The 18,601-nt window shown below is 66.6% G+C and carries 20 protein-coding genes and 1 tRNA gene; 16 read left to right on the top strand and 5 right to left on the bottom strand.

Features of this window, described 5'->3' with window-relative positions; genetic code table 11:
* The first annotated feature begins 144 nt into the window (after positions 1-144).
* Both JMF86_RS04265 and JMF86_RS04260 read left to right on the top strand, forming a co-directional pair.
* Positions 145-1,065, top strand: coding sequence for a LysR substrate-binding domain-containing protein (locus tag JMF86_RS04265; protein ID WP_124677238.1), 921 nt, complete (start codon positions 145-147; stop codon positions 1,063-1,065).
* Positions 1,066-1,142: 77 nt separating this feature from the next.
* Positions 1,143-1,769 (top strand): LysE/ArgO family amino acid transporter, encoded by a 627-nt coding sequence (locus JMF86_RS04260; protein WP_077218805.1) that lies wholly within the window; start codon positions 1,143-1,145, stop codon positions 1,767-1,769.
* A 3-nt stretch (positions 1,770-1,772) separates the two neighbouring features.
* On the opposite strand, the gene JMF86_RS04255 is transcribed toward JMF86_RS04260, so the two are convergent.
* The gene (locus tag JMF86_RS04255; protein ID WP_125380750.1) at positions 1,773-2,951 is read right to left on the bottom strand and encodes an enolase C-terminal domain-like protein; all 1,179 of its coding nucleotides are present in this window, start codon (positions 2,949-2,951) and stop codon (positions 1,773-1,775) included.
* Positions 2,952-3,289: 338 nt separating this feature from the next.
* Positions 3,290-3,634 carry a cupin domain-containing protein gene (locus tag JMF86_RS04250; protein WP_006496617.1) on the bottom strand — a complete coding sequence of 115 codons (345 nt, stop codon included), beginning with the start codon at positions 3,632-3,634 and terminating at the stop codon, positions 3,290-3,292.
* A 302-nt stretch (positions 3,635-3,936) separates the two neighbouring features.
* Between JMF86_RS04250 and JMF86_RS04245 the strand changes: the two genes are divergently transcribed.
* Positions 3,937-4,011 (top strand) — tRNA-Gly (locus JMF86_RS04245).
* Positions 4,012-4,143: 132 nt separating this feature from the next.
* Complete coding sequence (gene trmB / locus JMF86_RS04240) at positions 4,144-4,920, top strand: tRNA (guanosine(46)-N7)-methyltransferase TrmB (protein ID WP_125380751.1); 777 nt, start codon at positions 4,144-4,146, stop codon at positions 4,918-4,920.
* Between the two features lie 98 nt (positions 4,921-5,018).
* Here trmB and JMF86_RS04235 read toward each other — a convergent pair whose 3' ends face one another.
* From JMF86_RS04235 to JMF86_RS04225, 3 genes are all read right to left on the bottom strand, one after another.
* On the bottom strand, positions 5,019-5,849 hold the full coding sequence (locus JMF86_RS04235) for an undecaprenyl-diphosphate phosphatase (protein ID WP_011544783.1): 831 nt from the start codon (positions 5,847-5,849) through the stop codon (positions 5,019-5,021).
* Positions 5,850-5,928: 79 nt separating this feature from the next.
* Positions 5,929-6,510: a DUF1439 domain-containing protein gene (locus tag JMF86_RS04230; protein ID WP_074800945.1), complete on the bottom strand. Its 582-nt coding sequence runs from the start codon at positions 6,508-6,510 to the stop codon at positions 5,929-5,931.
* Complete coding sequence (locus tag JMF86_RS04225; protein WP_125381074.1) at positions 6,507-6,824, bottom strand: YkgJ family cysteine cluster protein; 318 nt, start codon at positions 6,822-6,824, stop codon at positions 6,507-6,509. Before JMF86_RS04225 ends, JMF86_RS04230 begins: the two co-directional genes overlap by 4 nt.
* 173 nt (positions 6,825-6,997) lie before the next feature.
* Here JMF86_RS04225 and hemN point away from each other — a divergent pair, with 173 nt between their 5' ends.
* The 12 genes from hemN to JMF86_RS04165 form a co-directional block, all read left to right on the top strand.
* Positions 6,998-8,389 (top strand): oxygen-independent coproporphyrinogen III oxidase, encoded by a 1,392-nt coding sequence (hemN, locus tag JMF86_RS04220; RefSeq protein WP_125380752.1) that lies wholly within the window; start codon positions 6,998-7,000, stop codon positions 8,387-8,389.
* Between the two features lie 96 nt (positions 8,390-8,485).
* Positions 8,486-8,743, top strand: coding sequence for a hypothetical protein (locus JMF86_RS04215; RefSeq protein WP_125380753.1), 258 nt, complete (start codon positions 8,486-8,488; stop codon positions 8,741-8,743).
* Between the two features lie 104 nt (positions 8,744-8,847).
* Positions 8,848-9,504 (top strand): protein-L-isoaspartate O-methyltransferase, encoded by a 657-nt coding sequence (locus JMF86_RS04210; protein WP_011544780.1) that lies wholly within the window; start codon positions 8,848-8,850, stop codon positions 9,502-9,504.
* A 14-nt stretch (positions 9,505-9,518) separates the two neighbouring features.
* Positions 9,519-9,842, top strand: coding sequence for a rhodanese-like domain-containing protein (locus tag JMF86_RS04205; protein ID WP_006476692.1), 324 nt, complete (start codon positions 9,519-9,521; stop codon positions 9,840-9,842).
* A 352-nt stretch (positions 9,843-10,194) separates the two neighbouring features.
* Positions 10,195-11,502 (top strand): urea ABC transporter substrate-binding protein, encoded by a 1,308-nt coding sequence (gene urtA, locus JMF86_RS04200; protein ID WP_011544779.1) that lies wholly within the window; start codon positions 10,195-10,197, stop codon positions 11,500-11,502.
* Between the two features lie 148 nt (positions 11,503-11,650).
* A complete protein-coding gene (gene urtB, locus JMF86_RS04195; protein WP_201316766.1) occupies positions 11,651-13,270 on the top strand; it encodes an urea ABC transporter permease subunit UrtB in 1,620 nt (539 codons plus the stop codon).
* A gap of 1 nt (position 13,271) precedes the next feature.
* Positions 13,272-14,459, top strand: coding sequence for an urea ABC transporter permease subunit UrtC (urtC, locus tag JMF86_RS04190; protein WP_027810756.1), 1,188 nt, complete (start codon positions 13,272-13,274; stop codon positions 14,457-14,459).
* A complete protein-coding gene (gene urtD / locus JMF86_RS04185) occupies positions 14,456-15,313 on the top strand; it encodes an urea ABC transporter ATP-binding protein UrtD (RefSeq protein WP_006476695.1) in 858 nt (285 codons plus the stop codon). Before urtC ends, urtD begins: the two co-directional genes overlap by 4 nt.
* 4 nt (positions 15,314-15,317) lie before the next feature.
* Positions 15,318-16,010 (top strand): urea ABC transporter ATP-binding subunit UrtE, encoded by a 693-nt coding sequence (urtE, locus tag JMF86_RS04180; protein ID WP_175809017.1) that lies wholly within the window; start codon positions 15,318-15,320, stop codon positions 16,008-16,010.
* A 266-nt stretch (positions 16,011-16,276) separates the two neighbouring features.
* Positions 16,277-17,008: a type IV toxin-antitoxin system AbiEi family antitoxin domain-containing protein gene (locus JMF86_RS04175; RefSeq protein WP_124545230.1), complete on the top strand. Its 732-nt coding sequence runs from the start codon at positions 16,277-16,279 to the stop codon at positions 17,006-17,008.
* Entirely contained in the window at positions 17,008-18,000 is a 993-nt protein-coding gene (locus JMF86_RS04170; RefSeq protein WP_125381075.1) for a nucleotidyl transferase AbiEii/AbiGii toxin family protein, read from the top strand. Before JMF86_RS04175 ends, JMF86_RS04170 begins: the two co-directional genes overlap by 1 nt.
* 223 nt (positions 18,001-18,223) lie before the next feature.
* Positions 18,224-18,601: urease accessory protein UreD (locus tag JMF86_RS04165; protein WP_201316765.1), on the top strand; the 378-nt coding region annotated here is incomplete at its 3' end.

The following is an 18,601-nucleotide window of genomic DNA, read 5'->3' as shown; positions in this document are numbered from 1 at the left end:
GAATGGCCGGCAGTCGGGCTCTTTTGTGAGACGAGTATAGAAACGCTATCGATCGCTGAAAAATATGATATTCATCTTGCTCGATCGGATTGGCTTATGGCTCGAATCGGGCGTGATTCGGGCTTGAATCGGGAGACGGCGGCGATGGACTTGAGACAGTTGCGCTATTTCGTGAAGGTCGTCGAATGCGGCAACGTCACGCACGCGAGCGAGGCGCTGCACGTCGCGCAGCCGGCGGTGAGCCAGCAGATGCGCAATCTCGAGCAGGATCTCGGGATGCAACTGCTCGAACGAAGCGTGCGCGGCGTCGCGCCGACCGCGGCGGGCCGCACGCTGTATCGGCACGCGCTCGAGTTGCTGCGCCAGGCCGACGGCACGCGCGAACTGCTGCGCCGCGACGCCGACACGCCGCAGGGCCGCGTGACCGTCGGCATGCCGTCGAGCACCGCGCGCGTGCTGGCCATTCCGCTCGCCCGCGCGGTGCGCGACCGCTATCCGGGCATCATGCTGGAGCTGATCGAAGCGCCGAGCGCCGACCTCGATACGCTGCTCGAACGCGCGCGGCTCGATCTCGCGATCGTCGTCGATGCGGTCGACACGCGCGGCATCGCGATTCACCGGTTGCTGACGGAAACGCTGTACCTGATCACGTGGCCCGGATTCCCGGTGCCGGACGCGCCCGTGCCGCTCGACGCGATCGCGCGGATGCCGCTCGTGCTGCCGAGCGCGCCGAACACGATCCGCAACCGCGTCGACTGGGCGATGCGCGAGGCCGGGCTGTCGTACGAGATCAGCTTCGAGGCGAGTTCGACCGGGCTGCTGTTCGCGGCCGTGATGGCGCAGCTCGGCGTGACGATCCTGCCGTGGACCGCCGCGCACGTCGAGATCGAGGAGCGCAAGCTCAAGCTGTCGACGGTCGCGCACCGGCTGTTCGCGCGCGACCTGTCGCTGTGCTGGCACGACACCGCGCTGGTCAGCAACGCGGTGCAGAAGGTGAAGGCCGAAATCGTCCGGCTGTTCGATACGCTCGGGCAGCGGCCGGAATGGGCGGCCGCCGGGCATTGACAATGGCCGCCGGCACCCCTTAACGTAGCGCCATCCTAACCATCACCGGTTCAGCTTAAGAGGTTGTCGGCCCGCTCGTGCTCGACACCTCTGCCTTCCTCGAAGGCCTGCTGCTTGGCGCCGGCCTGTTCACGTCGGTCGGTCCCAAGGACGCCTTCGTCATCAAGCGCTCGCTTTCGAGCCCTCACCTGCTCTCCATCGCCCTCGTCTGCGCGGGCAGCGACGCATTGCTGATCGTGCTCGGCGCGCACGGGCTGTCGGCATTGCTGTCGCGCCATGCCGCCGTGGTGGCGGCCGCGCTGTGGGCCGGTATCGCGTATCTCGCCGGCTACGGCCTGCTCGCGCTGCGCTCGGCGATCGTCGGACGGGAGCCTGAGCATGTAGATGGCTCACGCGTCGCTAGCGAACCCACGCGGTCGCGCACGCTGCTCGCGACCGCCGCGGTTTCGCTGCTCAATCCGTATGCATGGATCGATACGGTGCTGCTGCTCGGGACCGTGATCGTGAGCCACGCGCCGTCTGCCCGCGCGCCGTTTGCGATCGGCGCGATGACTGCGTCGCTGGCGTGGTTCCTGATGCTCGTCTATGGCGCACGCGCGTGCCGTGCGTGGTTCGCCCGTACGCTCGCGTGGCGCGTGCTTGACGGCTTCGTCGCGGTGATGATGCTCGGCTTCGCGGTGCGTTTCGCGATCGACGCGCTTTAGGCGTCAGCGGCCCGATGCCCGCACCGATTCCGATCTCGCGCGGAACGCGTCGTGCGCGTGGGTATGCAGCTCGAATCCAATGCCCGGCGCCTGCGGCACGCGTGCGTATCCCGCGTCGACGATTTCGCCATCGGCGAGTCCGCTGAACGGAAGGAATGCGAACGGGCTGACTTCCGCACCGCCGAGCCCGAGCGCCGCGACGACGTGCAGCGAGAACAGATGGCCCCCATGCGGCCAGAACGCGTCGCGCTGCCAGCCGCGCGACACGAAGTGATCGACGATCTGCAGATAGCCCGGCAACCCGTAGCTGTGCACGGGATCGAACACCAGCACGTCGCGGTCGGCACGCAGGCCGCCGTAGCGGTCGAGCAGCTTCGCTTCCGCGAGCGAAAACAGCGCTTCGCCTGCTGCGATCGGCGGTGCGTATCGCGTGGCGATGTCTGCCTGGAGCGGCAGGTCGAGCGGATCGCAGATGTCCTCGAACCACCAGAGGCCGAACGGCGCGAGCATGTTGGCCGCCTCGCGGGCGGTCGTCGCGTCGTACGTGTTCATCGCGTCGACCGCGAGATGCGAAGGGCCTGCGAGCTGTGCGGCAGCGGCTTCGATGCGGCGCCGGTCCTGCTCGAAATCCGCGCCGCCGATCTTGATCTTCGCGTGCGTGTAGCCGAGATCGACGATCCGGCGCATCTCGTCCGACAGGCGCGCGAGGTCGTCATGCGGGTAGCGGTAGCCGCCGCCCGCGTACACGCGCACGCGCGGCGCCGCCGTGCGTTGGAGGCGCTCGGCGAGCAAGCGATGCAGCGGCAGATCGGCGATCTTCGCGGCGGCGTCCCAGATCGCCATGTCCAGCGTGCCGACCGCAACGCAGCGCTCGCCGTGCCCGCCCGGCTTCTCGCTGGCCATCATCGCGCGCCAGGCGCGGAACGGGTCGAGGTTCGCGCCGGCTTCGTCGGCGAGCGTATCGGCGGCGGCGAGCAGACGCGGCGCGAACCGTTCGCGGATCAGGCCGCCCTGCGCGAAGCGGCCGATCGACGCGTAGCCGTAGCCCGTCACCGGGCGGCCGTCGCGCACGACGTCGGTGACGACCGCGACGACGCTCGTGGTCAGGCCGCCGGAGGCAATCGCCGGATCGGCATAGCGGGATACGGGAATCGCGCGTTCGTGGACCGCGGTGATACGCATGGTCGAGGCTCCGGAGGGGCGTCCGGCGCAGGCGGGAGGTTCGTGCGCTGCAGCGGAAACGGTGGGCGGATCGCTGCATCTTAGGGGTTTGCGCGACAGCGTGCAGGGCCGGCGGCGAGCGTTATCGCGTCGTCGTCAGCGCACAACCCGGCGTCGCATTCGTCACGGGTTGCGGTCGGATAGCGGGCGCGGGTGCGCGCGCCGAGCCTGTGAGCCCGCTCGGCGCACCGCTTCCCAACCGAGTCAAGTTGGGTCGAGCCGGAGTCCGCGGTTGCCGTCACGGTTTCGGGAACCGGGAAGATATGTGGCGCGTGGGTTGAGTCGAATCGACCGACCCGTCAGGCAAAGACGAAGTACTTGCGCACCGTCTCCACCACCTCCCACGTCCCCTTCATGCCGGGTTCGATCACGAACACGTCGCCAGCTTTCAAGTGCTGCGGCTCCTCGCCTTCCGGCGTGATGATGCAGTAGCCATCGAGGAAGTGGCAGTACTCCCATTTTTCGTAATTCACCTCGAACTTGCCCGGCGTGCAGATCCAGGTACCCATGATCTTGCTGCCGTCCTTCGAGACGTACGCGTTGAGGTTCACGGTGTGCGGATCGCCGCCAATGCGTTTCCACTTGGTCGCGTCAAGGACAGGCGTCGGGCAGGTTTTGCGCAGAACGGTGATGAAATCGGACATGTCGGCTCCAGACTAACGATCGTATGAGAGACCTGTCACGTTAGTTCGAAAGCTTTACCCGAGCTTGCATGCTTCCGACGCCGACTCGTCTATTTTCGACATGGGCTGGCGTGTAAGCGCGCCGCCATCGCGTTTGTAGTCGGGCCTCGGCACCGCAGCGCCGCTCTCGTTACTGCCGACTTGCTGGCGCGTAGCCGGCGCATCGCGCGGGTGCGTGCACCCCGAGCGCGAAGCCCGTTTGCCGGCTGCTTCAACGCATCACTTGTAACATCACGACCAAACCCTGTACAATCACCCGTTCTGCGGGCGTCGTATAATGGCCATTACCTCAGCTTCCCAAGCTGATGACGTGGGTTCGATTCCCATCGCCCGCTCCACCTTCCGGCTGCACAACAGCTTGCGCATGAGCCGCCTCGTCGAAGGCGGCTTTTTTTGTACCATGCGCCGAATCGCCCGGCAGCACTGCTGCGCAACGGGTCCTCGCCCGAACCGAGCCTTTCTCTGTACCGATGATGCACGACGATCCGAACGAAGCCGGCCTGCCGCCGCACGACGACGCCATTCCCGACGAAGCCGACCAAGCTGGCGAAGGCGCCGACGAAGTCAACCCGCTGCACCACCGCCGCATCCGCAGCTTCGTGACGCGTGCCGGCCGCGTGTCGACCGGCCAGCGCCGCGCGCTCGACGAATTCGGCCCGCGCTTCGTGGTCCCGTATGCGCCGGAGATGCCCGACTGGGACGCGATCTTCGGCCGCAGCGCGCCGCGCATCCTCGAGATCGGTTTCGGGATGGGCGCGTCGACCGCGGAAATCGCCGCGCACCGCCCGGGTGACGATTTCCTCGGCGTCGAGGTGCACGAGCCGGGCGTCGGCGCGCTGCTGAAGCTGATCGGCGAGCAGGGTCTGTCGAACATCCGCATCATCCAGCACGACGCGGTCGAGGTGCTCGAGCACATGATCGCGCCGGCAAGCCTCGACGGCGTGCATATCTTCTTCCCCGATCCGTGGCACAAGGCGCGTCACCACAAGCGCCGGCTGATCCAGCCGCCGCTCGTCGCGCATCTCGCGTCGCGCCTGAAGCCCGGCGCGTACCTGCACTGCGCGACTGACTGGCAGAACTACGCGGAGCAGATGCTGGAAGTGCTCGGCGCGGAACCGACGCTCGAAAACACGGCTGCCGACTACGCGCCGCGCCCGGACTACCGCCCGGTGACGAAATTCGAACGGCGCGGGCTGCGGCTCGGCCACGGCGTGTGGGACCTGGTGTTCCGCAAGCGAGCAGACTAAGCGCGCCCCCGCCCCGCGCAGAATAAAGAAAGCCCGACCGGCATCTCACGCCGGTCGGGCTTTTTTCATGGAGCGGCGCATCGCGCCGCTCGCCAACTTCACGCCCAGTTCAACCATCCGCTGTAACCGACCAACAACACGAACAACCCGAACGCGATCCGGTACCACGCAAATACCGTGAAATCGTGCGTCGCGACGTAGCGCAGCAGCCAGCGCACGCACACGAACGCGCTGACGAACGCCGCGACGAGCCCGAGCGCGAACAGCCCGAGCGAATCGACGGTGAACGCCTGCCAGTCCTTCACGGTTTCATAGAGCGTCGCGCCGAAGATGATCGGAATCGCGAGAAAGAACGAGAATTCGGTGGCCACGCGACGGTCGAGCCCGAACAGCATCCCGCCGATGATCGTCGAGCCCGAGCGCGACATACCGGGCACCAGCGCGAAGCACTGCGCGATCCCGACCTTGAGCGCGTCGAGCGGCGTCAGCGCATCGACCGACATCACGCGCGGCGGCTCGCTGCGTTCGCGCTGCCGCGCCTCGGCCCACAGGATGATCGCGCCGCCCACGACGAGCGCGAACGCGACGGGCACCGGCGAGAACAGCACGGCCTTGATCTTCTTCTCGAACAGGAGACCGAGCGCGATCGCGGGAATCGTCGCGATCACGACGTTCAGCGTGAAGCGTTGCGCATCGGGCCGGCTCGGCAGCCCGGACACGACGGACACGATCCGTTGCCGGTATTCCCAGCAGACCGCGAGGATCGCGCCGAACTGGATCACGACGTCGAACGTCTTCGCGTGCGAATCGTTGAAATTCAGGAAGCTGCCCGCGACGATCAGGTGACCGGTGCTCGACACCGGCAGGAATTCCGTCAGCCCCTCGACGACGCCGAGGATCAATGCCTTGCAGATCAGGATCCAGTCCATCCGTGGCCCAACTCCGAAATGGTCGAAAGAAAAGGCCACTCTTGCGCGCGCGGCCCGCCCGGCCGTGCGCGCCCCGTCGTCACTTTTCGACGATCGCCACGCGTATGCCGTTTGTAAGGATCGTAATTGTACCGGGTTCGTAGTTCACCCCGGCAAATTGCAGTTGTTCCGGCTTGAACGTGTAGATCGGGTAGTTGGTCAGCAACTGCGTCGCGAGCAGGCCGGCGGCGGCGCCGACCTGCTGCGCGTACATCTGCGCGTCGCCGTCGAGCACGAGGCTGTCGACGGCCGGCGCCTTCAGCACGACCGAGCGGCTCGGCGCGTCGTACGCGAGCTGGCCCGACACGGTGAACTTGCCGCTGACGGGCCCGCGCAGGAACGGGCTCGCGAAATTCGCGTCGAGCTGCACGGCGATGCGGTTCTGGTCGGGCAGCAGGTTGACGGCCGGGTTCGCGAGCGACACGTCGACGACCTGCGCGACCGTCTTCTGGTAAGGAAACTTGCGCGCGACGGCCTTCTGCACGTCGCCGCGCGAGAACGTGTAGTGATCGGGGATGAACGGGAACGTCGACGCGCACGCGGCAAGCGATACGCACACGCCGACGGCGCCTACAGCGGCAGCGAGAAAACGGCGCCGGCCGGGCGCGCGAGGGACGGTCATGCTGATTTCTCTCCTGAATGCGCCGGCCGCGTCGCGGCCTCGAGGCGCGTGAGCCACGCGAGCGCGTCGTCGCGCGACGCGCCGCACATGTCGGCGGACGGCTGCAGCCCGGAGCAGCACGCGGGGCGCTCGGGCCGGCCGAAGATCATGCAGCGCAGGTCGTCGCCGAGCTGCACGCAGCGCACGCCGGCCGGCTTGCCGTCGGGCATGCCCGGAATCGGGCTGGAAATCGACGGGGCGATGCAGCACGCGCCGCAGCCCTCGCGGCACGCGTGCGGCGGCGGGGTTTCGGCGGGCACCGGGCGGACAGGCATTTCGACGGACACTCGGCTCTCTCGACGAACAACGAAAAACGGTGCGGCAACCGGACGCGGCGTCCGGCAGCCCCACCCCGCATTGTGCCATCGCCGGCTGCGACGTTATTACACAATGCGGCCCGATCGCGCGTTCATATACTCGAAAGCATCTAAAAAAGCGCGAGACCGTCATGCATTCTGGTTCTGCCGACACGATGTTCCGTCCCGATTTGCTCACGAAATACGGCGCGAACGGGCCGCGCTATACGTCGTACCCGACCGCGCTGCAATTCCGCGACGATTTCGATCCGGCCGACTACGTCCGCGCGGCGGGCGACCCCGGCGCGTCGTCGAGCGACCTGTCGCTGTACTTCCACATCCCGTTCTGCAACACCGCGTGCTTCTACTGCGGCTGCAACAAGATCGCAACCAACAACCGCCGCCGCGCGCGCCCGTATCTCGACCAGCTCAAGCGCGAGATGGCACTGCAGGCCGCGCTGTTCGATCCGTCCCGCCCCGTCACGCAACTGCACTGGGGCGGCGGCACGCCGACCTTCCTGTCCGACGACGAAACGGCCGAGCTGATGGCGGCCACGCGCGAGCATTTCGCGCTCGCGCCGGACACCGACGCCGAGTTCTCGATCGAGATCGATCCGCGCACGGTCACGCCGGCGACGCTCGTCCACCTGCGCACGATCGGCTTCAACCGGCTGAGCCTCGGCGTGCAGGATTTCGACCCGGTCGTGCAGCAGGCGATCAACCGCATCCAGCCGCGTGCGATGACGGCGGACCTGCTCGCCGCCGCACGGGCGACGGGCTTCCATTCGGTCAGCGTCGACCTGATCTACGGGCTGCCGCACCAGACGGTCGCGGTGTTCGCGCGCACGCTCGAAACGATCATCGAACTCGCGCCCGATCGCCTGTCGGTGTTCGGCTACGCGCACATGCCGCACCTGTTCAAGATGCAGCGGCAGATCGACGATGCGGCGCTGCCGCCGCCGGAAACGCGCATCGCGCTGCTCGGCCTCGCGATCGACATGCTGACGTCGGCCGGCTACGTGTACATCGGTATGGACCACTTCGCGCGGCCGTCCGATGAGCTCGTGCGCGCGCAGCGCAACGGTACGCTGCAGCGCAATTTCCAGGGCTACAGCACGCGCGCGGATACCGACCTGATCGGCTTCGGCGTGTCGTCGATCGGCAAGGTCGGCGACGTCTATGCGCAGAATGCGAAGGACCTGCCCGCGTACGGCGCCGCGCTCGACGCGGGCCGGCTGCCGATCGCGCGCGGCGTGCGGCTCACGCCGGACGACCGGCTGCGCCGCGACGTGATCACGCAACTGATGTGCAACCTCGCACTGCCGTTCTCGCATGTCGAGGCCGCGCACGGCATCCGCTTCGCCGATCATTTCGCGCGCGAGCTCGATGCGCTGCGCCCGTTCGAGCGCGACGGGCTGCTGACGATCGCAGGCGACCGGCTGACGATCCATCCGGCCGGCCGGATGGTCGTGCGCAACATCGCGATGGCGTTCGACGCGTACCTCGGCCAGACGCCGCGGCAGCGCTACTCGCGCACGGTTTGAGGCCGGTTCGCACGGCAAGGGGCGGCCGCGGGCCGCACGCGGTCGGCCGGTTTGATAGAGTGTGAGGCTTACATCCGCTTCGCCAGCTCCCCCAAGATGCGCACCACCAAAGCGACCCACGCGGTCGAACGCCTGAAGACCCGCTCCGGCAACCCGCACTTCGCGGCCGTCGCGATGGCGGGCGGCCTGTTCTATCTCGTCGACCGCTCGGGCGGCACCGCCGAGAAGCGCTGCGAGCCGCTGCCGCTCGACGAATTCGTCAAGTTCGTCGACGAATTCGGCCCCCAAAAACCGCGCAAGGCGAGCAAGCTCGACCTTGCGTTCGAGGCGCAGATCAAGAAGAGCAAGGGGTAAAGGTCTGTTGCAGGCCGCCTGAAGGCTTGCCGGCCGTGCCGTTTGGTACAATCACGAAGTTTCTCTATCCCCGCTGATGGCCGACCAGGCTGCGTGACCACACCATGAATATCGAAAACGCGCGTTTCAACATGATCGAACAGCAGATCCGTCCGTGGGACGTGCTGGATCTGGATGTCCTGGGCCTGCTGTCGATCGTCAAGCGTGAAAACTACGTGCCGGCCGAATACCGCGATCTCGCGTTCGCCGATCTCGAACTGCCGCTGCCCGGCGGCGCCAGCAAGATGCTGTTCCCGCGCGTCGAAGCGCGCGTGCTGCAGGAACTGACGGTCAAGAAGCACGAAAACGTGCTCGTGATCGGCGCGGGCTCGGGCTACCTGGCCGCACTGTTCGCGCATCGCGCGCAGCACGTGACGGCCGTCGAGATCGATCCGACGATCGCGAAGTTCGCGGAAGACAACCTGCGCAACGACGGCGTGACCAACGCCGAAGTCGTGCTCGGCGACGGTTCGCGCGGCTGGGCCGCGAAGGCGCCGTACGACGTGATCTGCGTCGCGGGCGGCCTGCCGGTCGTGCCGCAGGAAATGCTCGAGCAGCTGAAGATCGGCGGCCGCCTGTCGGCGTTCGTCGGCGGCCGTCCGGTGATGAAGGCGCAGATCATCACCCGCATCGACGACAAGCAGTACCGCGTCGCCGACGTGTTCGAAACGTACATCGACCACTTGGTCAACGCGATCGAGCCGTCGCGCTTCAAGTTCTGAGCGGCGGAGCCTCCATGCAGATCCTGACGCCCGCGATGCTCGCGGAATGGCTCGGCGACACAGCGCGCCCCGCGCCGGTCGTGCTCGACGTGCGCGAGCCGTGGGAAATCGCGACCGCGCAGATCGCCGGCAGCGTGGCGATTCCGATGCAGCAGATTCCCGCGCGCAGCGAAGAGCTCGACGACGAAGCGGAAATCGTCTGCGTGTGCCATCACGGGATGCGCAGCGCGCAGGTCGCGATGTTCCTCGAATCGCGCGGCTTCACGAAGCTGTACAACCTGCAGGGCGGCATCGACGCGTGGTCGCGCGACGTCGATCCGTCCGTGCCGCGCTACTGATCGATCCTTCCGGCGGCGCATCATGCGTCGCCGCGCCGCCCGGCCCTGCCGCCGGCCGCACCGATCCGCCGAACGGGCGCGCACCGCGCGCCCGTTTTTTCTTTTCCCTCCCTGTTCCGTCATTTCCCGCGTTTCGACGCCGCAGCGCCGTCGTGCACCATTTGCGCCCGTGCGTCTGCACCGCAACGGACCGCGCATGCTGCACGGCGCGTCATCCGCACCGCCCCGATGCCCGACGATGGCCCGCGCAGGCACGCCGGGCGTGCATCCGCGCGACTGGCACATGCCTTGCGTTACACGATGGCCGGCACCGCCACGGCGCACGCGCATCCAACACGACAAGGGGATCTCGATGAAACGTCGCAGTCTGTTGAAGTTCGGTTCGATGGCCGGCGCGCTCGCGCTGGCGGGCAAGAGCCCGTTCGCGCACGCGGCCGACGCGGGCACCGGCCCGATCAAGGTCGGCGTCCTGCATTCGCTGTCGGGCACGATGGCGATCTCGGAGACGTCGCTGAAGGACACCGCGCTGATGACGATCGCCGACATCAACAAGAGCGGCGGCGTGCTGGGCCGCAAGATCGAACCGGTGGTGGTCGATCCCGCGTCGAACTGGCCGCTGTTCGCCGAGAAGGCGCGCCAGTTGCTCACGCAGGACAAGGTCGCGTGCGTGTTCGGCTGCTGGACGTCGGTGTCGCGCAAGTCCGTGCTGCCGGTGTTCGAGGAGCTGAACGGGCTGCTCTACTACCCGGTGCAGTATGAAGGCGAGGAAATGTCGCGCAACGTGTTCTACACGGGCGCCGCGCCGAACCAGCAGGCGATTCCGGCCGTCGAGTACCTGATGAGCGCGGAAGGCGGCGGCGCGAAGCGCTTCTTCCTGCTCGGCACCGACTACGTGTATCCGCGCACGACCAACAAGATCCTGCGCGCGTTCCTGAAATCGAAGGGCGTGAAGGACGCCGACATTCAGGAGGTCTACACGCCGTTCGGCCACAGCGATTACCAGACCATCGTCGCGAACATCAAGACCTTCTCGCAGGGCGGCAAGACGACCGTGGTCTCGACGATCAACGGCGACTCGAACGTGCCGTTCTACAAGGAGCTCGGCAACCAGGGGATCAAGGCGACCGACGTGCCGGTCGTCGCGTTCTCGGTCGGCGAGGAAGAACTGCGCGGCATCGATACGAAGCCGCTCGTCGGCCACCTCGCCGCGTGGAACTACTTCATGTCGGTGAAGAACCCGACCAACACGAAGTTCAAGGACCAGTTCGCCGCGTGGGTGAAGGCGAACAACCTGCCGGGCGGCGCGAAGCGCGTGACCAACGATCCGATGGAAGCGACCTACGTCGGCATCCACATGTGGAAGCAGGCCGTCGAGAAGGCGAAGAGCACCGACGTCGACAAGGTGCGCGTCGCGATGATCGGCCAGACGGTCGCCGCGCCGTCGGGCTTCACGCTCGCGATGGACGGCAACCATCACCTGCACAAGCCGGTGATGATCGGCGAGATCCGCGGCGACGGGCAGTTCAACGTCGTGTGGAAGACCAAGACGGCCGTGCGTGCGCAGCCGTGGAGCCCGTTCATCGCGGGCAACCAGGGCAAGCCGGACGTCGTCAGCTCGATTCCGGCGTTCCTGCGCCGGCAGCGGGCGGCGCTGGCCTGACGCCGTGCGGCACGTCGCGCTTCGTGTGCGACGTGCCGCACGCACGCTCGCCCGCTGCCGATGTGCCGGCCGCGCTTGCCGTGACCCATCGCCCGCGCCGGCGCCACGCCGCACCGCTCCCCTTTCCCACGCCCGACAGGATTCCCCGATGCCTACACGCCTTCGCCGAGCCGCCCGCGCGATCGTGGCATGCGCCGCCCTCGCGGGCTTGCTGCCGCACGCCGCGTTCGCGCTGACGGCAGCCGACACCGCCGCGCTCGCCGGCGACGACTTCGACGCGAAGACGGCCGCGATCGAACGGCTCGCCGCCGACACCGATCCGCGTGCCGTTGCGGTGCTCAACGCGCTGTCGAGCGGCGATGCGCTCGCGACCGGCGACGGCCACCTGCTGATCCAGTCCGGCGACACCGCGCACGACGCGCTCACGCAGGCCGCGACGCCGGCCGGCGACGCGCAGCCGGTGATGCTGAACAACCTGCTGCGCACGAAGATCACCGGCGCGCTGTCGGGCCTCGCGCTCGCGTCGCCCGACGTGGCCGCGCGGCGCGACGCGATCGACGCGCTGCTGAAGTCGCCCGACCCGGCGCTCAAGCCGATGATCGACCGCGCCCGCGCAAAGGAAACCGATCCGGCGCTGAAACGCCGCCTCGATGCGCTGTGGGCGATCGCCGCGCTGCACGATCCCGATCCGGCGAAGCGTCTCGAAGCCGTGCAAGTGGTGGCCGCGCGCAGCGACCTCGACATGATCGAACAGCTGCGCCCGCTCGTCGCGAAAAACGCGGACGGCAGCTACGCGGAACCCGACGCACGCGTGCGCGACGCCGCGCAACACGGGCTCGATACGTTGCACGCGCTGCAGCGCCGCGGCGAAATCGTCGGCACGTTGTTCGCGGGCCTGTCGCTCGGCAGCGTGCTGCTGCTCGCCGCGCTCGGCCTCGCGATCACGTACGGGCTGATCGGCGTGATCAACATGGCGCACGGCGAATTCCTGATGATCGGTGCGTACGCAACCTATGTCGTGCAGACGCTGATCCAGCGCTACGCGCCCGGCGCATTCGACTGGTATCCGCTCGTCGCCGTGCCGGTGTCGTTCGCGGTGGCCGCGCTCGTTGGCATCGTGCTCGAACGGCTCGTGCTGCGGCACCTGTACGGCCGCCCGCTCGAAACGCTGCTCGCGACCTTCGGCGTGAGCCTGATCCTGATCCAGGCCACGCGCATGCTGTTCGGCGCGCAGAACGTGCAGGTCGTGAACCCGTCGTGGATGAGCGGCGGCGTGACGGTGATGCAGAACCTGATCCTGCCGTACAACCGGCTCGCGATCCTCGCGTTCGCGCTCGCGGTGGTGTTCGTCGCGTGGGCCGTGCTGACGAAGACGCGGCTCGGCCTGTTCGTGCGTGCAGTCACGCAGAACCGCCGGATGGCCGCCTGCGTCGGCGTGAAGACCGCCCGCGTCGACGCGTATGCGTTCGCATTCGGTGCGGGCATCGCGGGCCTCGGCGGCTGCGCGCTGTCGCAGATCGGCAACGTGGGCCCCGATCTCGGCCAGAACTACATCATCGATTCGTTCATGGCCGTCGTGCTCGGTGGCGTCGGCCAGATCGCCGGCACGGTGCTCGGCGGCTTCGGGCTCGGCCTCGCGAGCAAGGCGATCGAACCGTTCTGGGGCGCTGTGCTCGCGAAGATCGCGGTGCTCGTGATGATCGTGCTGTTCATCCAGAAACGCCCGCAGGGGATGTTCGCCTCGAAGGGCCGCAGCGCGGAGGCTTGACGTGACTTCATACACCGATTCGATGTCGAACCCGGTCGCCGACGCGTCGAAGCCCGCTGCCGCCGCGCGCGCGGCGGACGGCTTCGCGCTCGGCCTGCCGCCCCGCCCCGCGCTGCTGTCGCGCCGCGCGTGGCTCGCGCTCGTCGCGCTGTGCGTGGCGATCGGCATCGGCGTGCCGCTCGCCGCGCTGGTTGCGCCCGAAGCCAGCGCGTTCCATCTGTCCGCGTACACGATGACGCTCGCGGGCAAGCTGATGTGCTATGCGATCGCCGCGCTCGCGCTCGATCTCGTGTGGGGCTACTGCGGCATCCTGAGCCTCGGTCACGGCCTGTTCTTCGCGCTCGGCGGCTATGCGATCGGCATGTACCTGATGCGCGAGATCGGCCGCGACGGCAAGTACGGCAGCGACCTGCCCGACTTCATGGTGTTTCTCGACTGGCACCAGTTGCCGTGGTACTGGAGCGGCACGCAGCATCTCGCGTGGGCGCTCGCGCTGGTCGTGCTCGTGCCGGCCGTGCTCGCTTGGGTGTTCGGCTTCTTCACGTTCCGCTCGCGCGTGAAGGGCGTGTACCTGTCGATCATCACGCAGGCCATGACGTTCGCCGCGATGCTGCTGTTCTATCGCAACGAGACGGGCTTCGGCGGCAACAACGGCTTCACCGATTTCAAGCGCATCGCCGGCTTCGCGATCACGTCGCCGGGCACGCGCACGGTGCTGTTGCTGCTGACGTTCGCGACCCTCGTGCTCGCGTTCATCGCCGCGCGCGCGATCGTCACGAGCAAGCTCGGGCGCGTGGTGACCGCGGTGCGCGACGGCGAGACGCGGCTGATGTTCCTCGGCTACAGCCCGCTCGCGTACAAGCTGTTCGTGTGGACCGTGTCGGCCGTGCTGTGCGGCATCGCAGGCGCGCTGTACGTGCCGCAGGTCGGCATCATCAATCCCGGCGAGATGTCGCCCGGCAACTCGATCGAAATGGCGATCTGGGTCGCGGTGGGCGGGCGCGGCACGCTGATCGGGCCGATCGTCGGCGCGTTCGCGGTGAACGGCGCGAAGAGTTTCTTCACCGCGTACTTCGCCGAATACTGGCTGTTCTTCCTCGGCCTGATCTTCGTGCTCGTGCCGCTCCTGCTGCCGCGCGGGATCATGGGCCTCGTCGAAACCGTGCTCGCGAAGGGGAAACGCGCATGAACGGAACGGCTCTCTACCAGTTCACGCCGCCGCCCGAAGACGAGTTGCTCGCCGTCAGCGGCAGCGCGTCGATGGGGCGCGTCGTGCCGGACGGCATCGATACGTCGCACGGCACGATCCTCTATCTCGAGGATATCGAGGTGAGCTTCGACGGCTTTCGCGCGCTGAAGAAGCTGTCGCTCGCGATCGACGCGGGCGAGCTGCGCTGCGTGATCGGCCCGAACGGCGCGGGCAAGACGACGATGATGGACGTCATCACCGGCAAGACGCGGCCCGATGCGGGCAAGGTGTTTCTGGGCCAGACGATCGACCTCGCGCGGATGAACGAGCCCGAGATCGCGCGGGCGGGCATCGGCCGCAAGTTCCAGAAGCCGACCGTGTTCGAACAGCATCCGGTGTGGGAAAACCTCGAACTCGCGATGCAGACCGACAAGGGCTGGCTCGCGTCGCTGCGCGCGCGGCTCGACCGCACCGCGCAGGGAAAGATCGAGGAAACGCTCGCGCTGATCGGCCTCGAAAGCCACGCGTATCGCGCGGCCGGCGAGCTGTCGCACGGGCAGAAGCAGCGGCTCGAAATCGGCATGCTGCTGATGCAGCGCCCCGCGCTGCTGCTGCTCGACGAGCCGGCGGCCGGGATGACCGACCACGAGACGATGGAACTCGCCGAGCTGCTGAACACGCTGCGCGGCACCTGCTCGATGATGGTCGTCGAGCACGACATGGAGTTCGTCGCGGCGCTCGCGGGCGACACGGGCCGCGTGACGGTGATGGCCGAAGGCGCGGTGCTCGCGCACGGCACGCTCGACCAGGTCAAGCGCGACGACGCGGTGATCGAGTCTTACCTCGGACGATGATGCGATGCTGAAAATCGAAGCGCTGAACCAGTACTACGGCGGCAGCCATATCCTGCGCAACGTGAACCTCGCCGCCGACGACGGCAAGCTGACCGTGCTGCTCGGCCGCAACGGCGTCGGCAAGAGCACGCTGCTGCGCTGCCTGATGGGCGTCGTCGCCGCGAAAAGCGGCAGCGTGTCGTGGCGCGGCGCCGCGCTCGGTGCACTGCCGCCGTATGCGCGCGTCGCGGCCGGGCTCGCGTACGTGCCGCAGGGCCGCGACGTCTTTCCACGGCTCACCGTCGAGGAAAACCTGCTCGTCGGCGCGGCGAGCCGCAAGGCGCCATCGAAGGTACCCGACCGCATCTACGACCTGTTCCCGGTGCTGAAGGACATGCGCGCGCGGCGCGGCGGCGACCTGTCGGGCGGCCAGCAGCAGCAGCTCGCGATCGGCCGTGCGCTGATGAGCGAGCCGCAGTTGTTGATCCTCGACGAGCCGACCGAGGGCATCCAGCCGTCGATCATCCAGGACATCGGCCGCACGCTGCGCCAGCTCGTCGACGAATCGAACATGACCGTGCTGCTCGTCGAACAGTATTACGATTTCGCGCGATCGATCGCCGATCGCTACTGGGTGATGAGCCGCGGTGAGATCGTCGCGGGGGGTGATGCGCGGGACATGGAAACGAACGGCGTGCGCGAACTGATCGCGGTGTGATGGACACCGCCTGGCCATCCTGCTGCCGGCAATCAGGTCTTTTTATACGGACCCTTATTATTCGAGCGTTGTATATTTTCGAATTATCAAATAATCCGGCCATTTCTCGCATGCACTCAACGTGTCAGCCGGATCATGTCCTTCCCGAGGCGTGGCTCGAGGCGTGACGGGATCCGATGAATCTGGCGCGATAGCGTTACAAAATTGCAGATAATCAAACATACTCTATATATACTGCAATCAAACAACGCCCTGATCACGCCACGATGAGCAACAAAACAGTCCAGCGGTTGATGCAGGAGACCCTGCGCGGTTACCCCATCGATTCAGAAATGCTTCGAAACATGGGCGTGAGCGCGGCTTTGGCGTCACATATGGTCAAGTCCGGCTGGCTGCAACGCCTTTCGAAAGGTACCTACCTGCTGACCGGCGACACGCCCTCTCGGGACGGCATCATCGCGCATCTTGGCCGACGCGTCCCCGGCATCCACGTCGGCGGCAAAACAGCCCTCGCCTGGCAAGGCGTTCGCCACAACATCGCATTCAAAGAGAAAGTCATTCTCTGGGGCCCGAGACCCTATCGCATCCCCTCATGGGTCGCGGAGCACATGCACTACACGTACCAGACCACTGCGTTGTTCGACGAATCGTTGCCCTATTCGTTCGGGCTGACGCAGCTTCCCGCCGGGGGACCCGACGTGCTTGTTTCCGTGCCGGAGCGAGCCATACTGGAGCTTGCAAGCGACATCGGAAAGGGACAGTCATTAGAGGAAGCATCCAACTTGGTGATCGGATTGCGCAACCTGCGCGTCAAAACGCTGGACGTACTTCTACATCACTGTACGAGCGTGAAGGTGGTACGACTGGTGCGGGACCTTGGACAAGGTGCGGATTTTCCGTGGGCACGAGAACTCCAGAAGCACGTCAACCGTCTCGGCGAAGGCACGCGATGGTCGAACAAGATGAAAAACGGCAAGCGACTCACACTCAAACCGTGATGAACCAGACCTACGTAGACACCGTCCGGCTGATGCTCTCGATTGCACCGATCGTCTTCGACACGCCGCGCTTCGCGATGAAGGGCGGTACCGCACTCAACCTCTTTCTCCATGACATGCCACGTCTGTCGGTCGATATCGATGTCGTGTTCACCGATCGAGGCCTGAACCGCGAAGAAGCGCTCGATGCGATCGACCAGGAGCTGGATCGAACCCGGAAGCAAATCGAGGCCGAGGGACATGCGACGGAGTTCTCGGCTGCCTCCTCATCCGGGAAAGCGAAGGGCGACGACGTGAAGCTCGTCGTCATTTCCGGCGCGACCGCCGTCAAGGTCGAGGTCAACTACATATTCCGGGGCACGTTACTCGACCCCGTCCGGCGCCTCCTCACGAAGCAAGCCGAGGACACATTCAGCACCAGCATCGAAGTCCCGACGCTTCACGACGCGGAGCTCTATGGCAGCAAGCTGGTGGCCGCATTGGACCGCCAGCATCCGCGCGATCTTTTCGACGTGATGCATATGTATGCGCACCACGGGTTGCGCCCGGATATCGTGGATGCGTTCGTGGGCTATCTGTCCGGGCATAACAGGCCGATTCACGAAGTGTTGTTTGGACCGAAGCACTCGATGGCAGAGGCCTATGACTCCGATTTCGTCGGCATGACGGTCGAGCCCGTCGACCTGGCGGTGCTCGAAACAACTCAAGAACGGCTCCATCGGGAACTACCCGCATCGCTCACGGAGAATCATCGTCGATTCCTGATATCGCTGGTCCGGGCCGAGCCGGACTGGTCCTTGATGCCATACGCGCATCTGCGCGAGTTGCCGGCCCTGAGATGGAAGCTCATCAACCTCGAGAATCTCAAAAAGAAAAAGCCGGAGGTGTTCGCACAGCAGGAGTCGGCGCTCCGCGAGAAATTCGCCGCGCTGGACAGCGAACACGCGTCAGCCGACACGGAGACCGACACCATGCCACCGAGCCAGGCATAAACGCGCCAGCAGCGTGCCACCATTCTCGTGTCGCTCGGGCCCGTCGCACTGCTCTGACGCTCCACGGCACGGCGCGCCATCGGACATGTACGGCCATGCTTGTCACGCAGAAGATTGGGGATTCGACCCAACCCGGCGCTTTCAACGAACGCCGCATCTGCATTATTGTTCCGGTAGCATCCACGTTCTTCGCACCCGCTTCCTCGTTTCCCGTTCGCCGCCGATGTCCGCTCCCGATTCGCATGCCCCGCTGTCCCGGCCCGCCGTCGCCAAGTCGTGGCGCGGCCGCCTCGAACTCGGCTTCGAGCGGCACGGCGCGCGCACGACGCTCGCGCACCGGCTGCACGACGGCCCGCTGCGCGTGCAGCGGCCGCTGTACCCGGAAGGCGACGCGATCTGCCATGCGGTGATCGTCCATCCGCCGGGCGGCGTCGCGGGCGGCGACCGGCTCGACATCGACATCGCGCTCGGCGACGGCACGCACGCGGTACTGACGACGCCCGGCGCGACCAAGTGGTACAAGTCGAACGGTCTCGATGCGACGCAGCGCATCGGCATCACGGTCGGCGCGCACGCGAAGCTCGACTGGCTGCCGCAGAAC

The organism is Burkholderia sp. E168m15, assembly GCF_016586105.1.
GTDB classification, from domain to species: Bacteria; Pseudomonadota; Gammaproteobacteria; order Burkholderiales; family Burkholderiaceae; genus Burkholderia; species Burkholderia orbicola.
Note: the sequence above shows the minus strand (reverse complement) of the source record. Positions and strands in the feature narration are given on the sequence as shown.

Excerpts from the sequence above, each read along its gene's own strand:
- trmB (WP_125380751.1), top strand. The coding sequence starts at position 4,144 with ATGATGCACGACGATCCGAACGAAGCCGGCCTGCCGCCGCACGACGAC.
- JMF86_RS04265 (WP_124677238.1), top strand. The coding sequence starts at position 145 with ATGGACTTGAGACAGTTGCGCTATTTCGTGAAGGTCGTCGAATGCGGC.
- JMF86_RS04235 (WP_011544783.1), bottom strand. The coding sequence starts at position 5,849 with ATGGACTGGATCCTGATCTGCAAGGCATTGATCCTCGGCGTCGTCGAG.
- JMF86_RS04170 (WP_125381075.1), top strand. The coding sequence starts at position 17,008 with ATGAACCAGACCTACGTAGACACCGTCCGGCTGATGCTCTCGATTGCA.
- urtD (WP_006476695.1), top strand. The coding sequence starts at position 14,456 with ATGAACGGAACGGCTCTCTACCAGTTCACGCCGCCGCCCGAAGACGAG.
- JMF86_RS04225 (WP_125381074.1), bottom strand. The coding sequence starts at position 6,824 with ATGCCTGTCCGCCCGGTGCCCGCCGAAACCCCGCCGCCGCACGCGTGC.
- JMF86_RS04230 (WP_074800945.1), bottom strand. The coding sequence starts at position 6,510 with ATGACCGTCCCTCGCGCGCCCGGCCGGCGCCGTTTTCTCGCTGCCGCT.
- JMF86_RS04210 (WP_011544780.1), top strand. The coding sequence starts at position 8,848 with ATGAATATCGAAAACGCGCGTTTCAACATGATCGAACAGCAGATCCGT.
- JMF86_RS04215 (WP_125380753.1), top strand. The coding sequence starts at position 8,486 with ATGCGCACCACCAAAGCGACCCACGCGGTCGAACGCCTGAAGACCCGC.
- hemN (WP_125380752.1), top strand. The coding sequence starts at position 6,998 with ATGCATTCTGGTTCTGCCGACACGATGTTCCGTCCCGATTTGCTCACG.
- urtA (WP_011544779.1), top strand. The coding sequence starts at position 10,195 with ATGAAACGTCGCAGTCTGTTGAAGTTCGGTTCGATGGCCGGCGCGCTC.
- JMF86_RS04175 (WP_124545230.1), top strand. The coding sequence starts at position 16,277 with ATGAGCAACAAAACAGTCCAGCGGTTGATGCAGGAGACCCTGCGCGGT.
- JMF86_RS04250 (WP_006496617.1), bottom strand. The coding sequence starts at position 3,634 with ATGTCCGATTTCATCACCGTTCTGCGCAAAACCTGCCCGACGCCTGTC.
- urtB (WP_201316766.1), top strand. The coding sequence starts at position 11,651 with ATGCCTACACGCCTTCGCCGAGCCGCCCGCGCGATCGTGGCATGCGCC.
- JMF86_RS04205 (WP_006476692.1), top strand. The coding sequence starts at position 9,519 with ATGCAGATCCTGACGCCCGCGATGCTCGCGGAATGGCTCGGCGACACA.
- urtE (WP_175809017.1), top strand. The coding sequence starts at position 15,318 with ATGCTGAAAATCGAAGCGCTGAACCAGTACTACGGCGGCAGCCATATC.
- JMF86_RS04255 (WP_125380750.1), bottom strand. The coding sequence starts at position 2,951 with ATGCGTATCACCGCGGTCCACGAACGCGCGATTCCCGTATCCCGCTAT.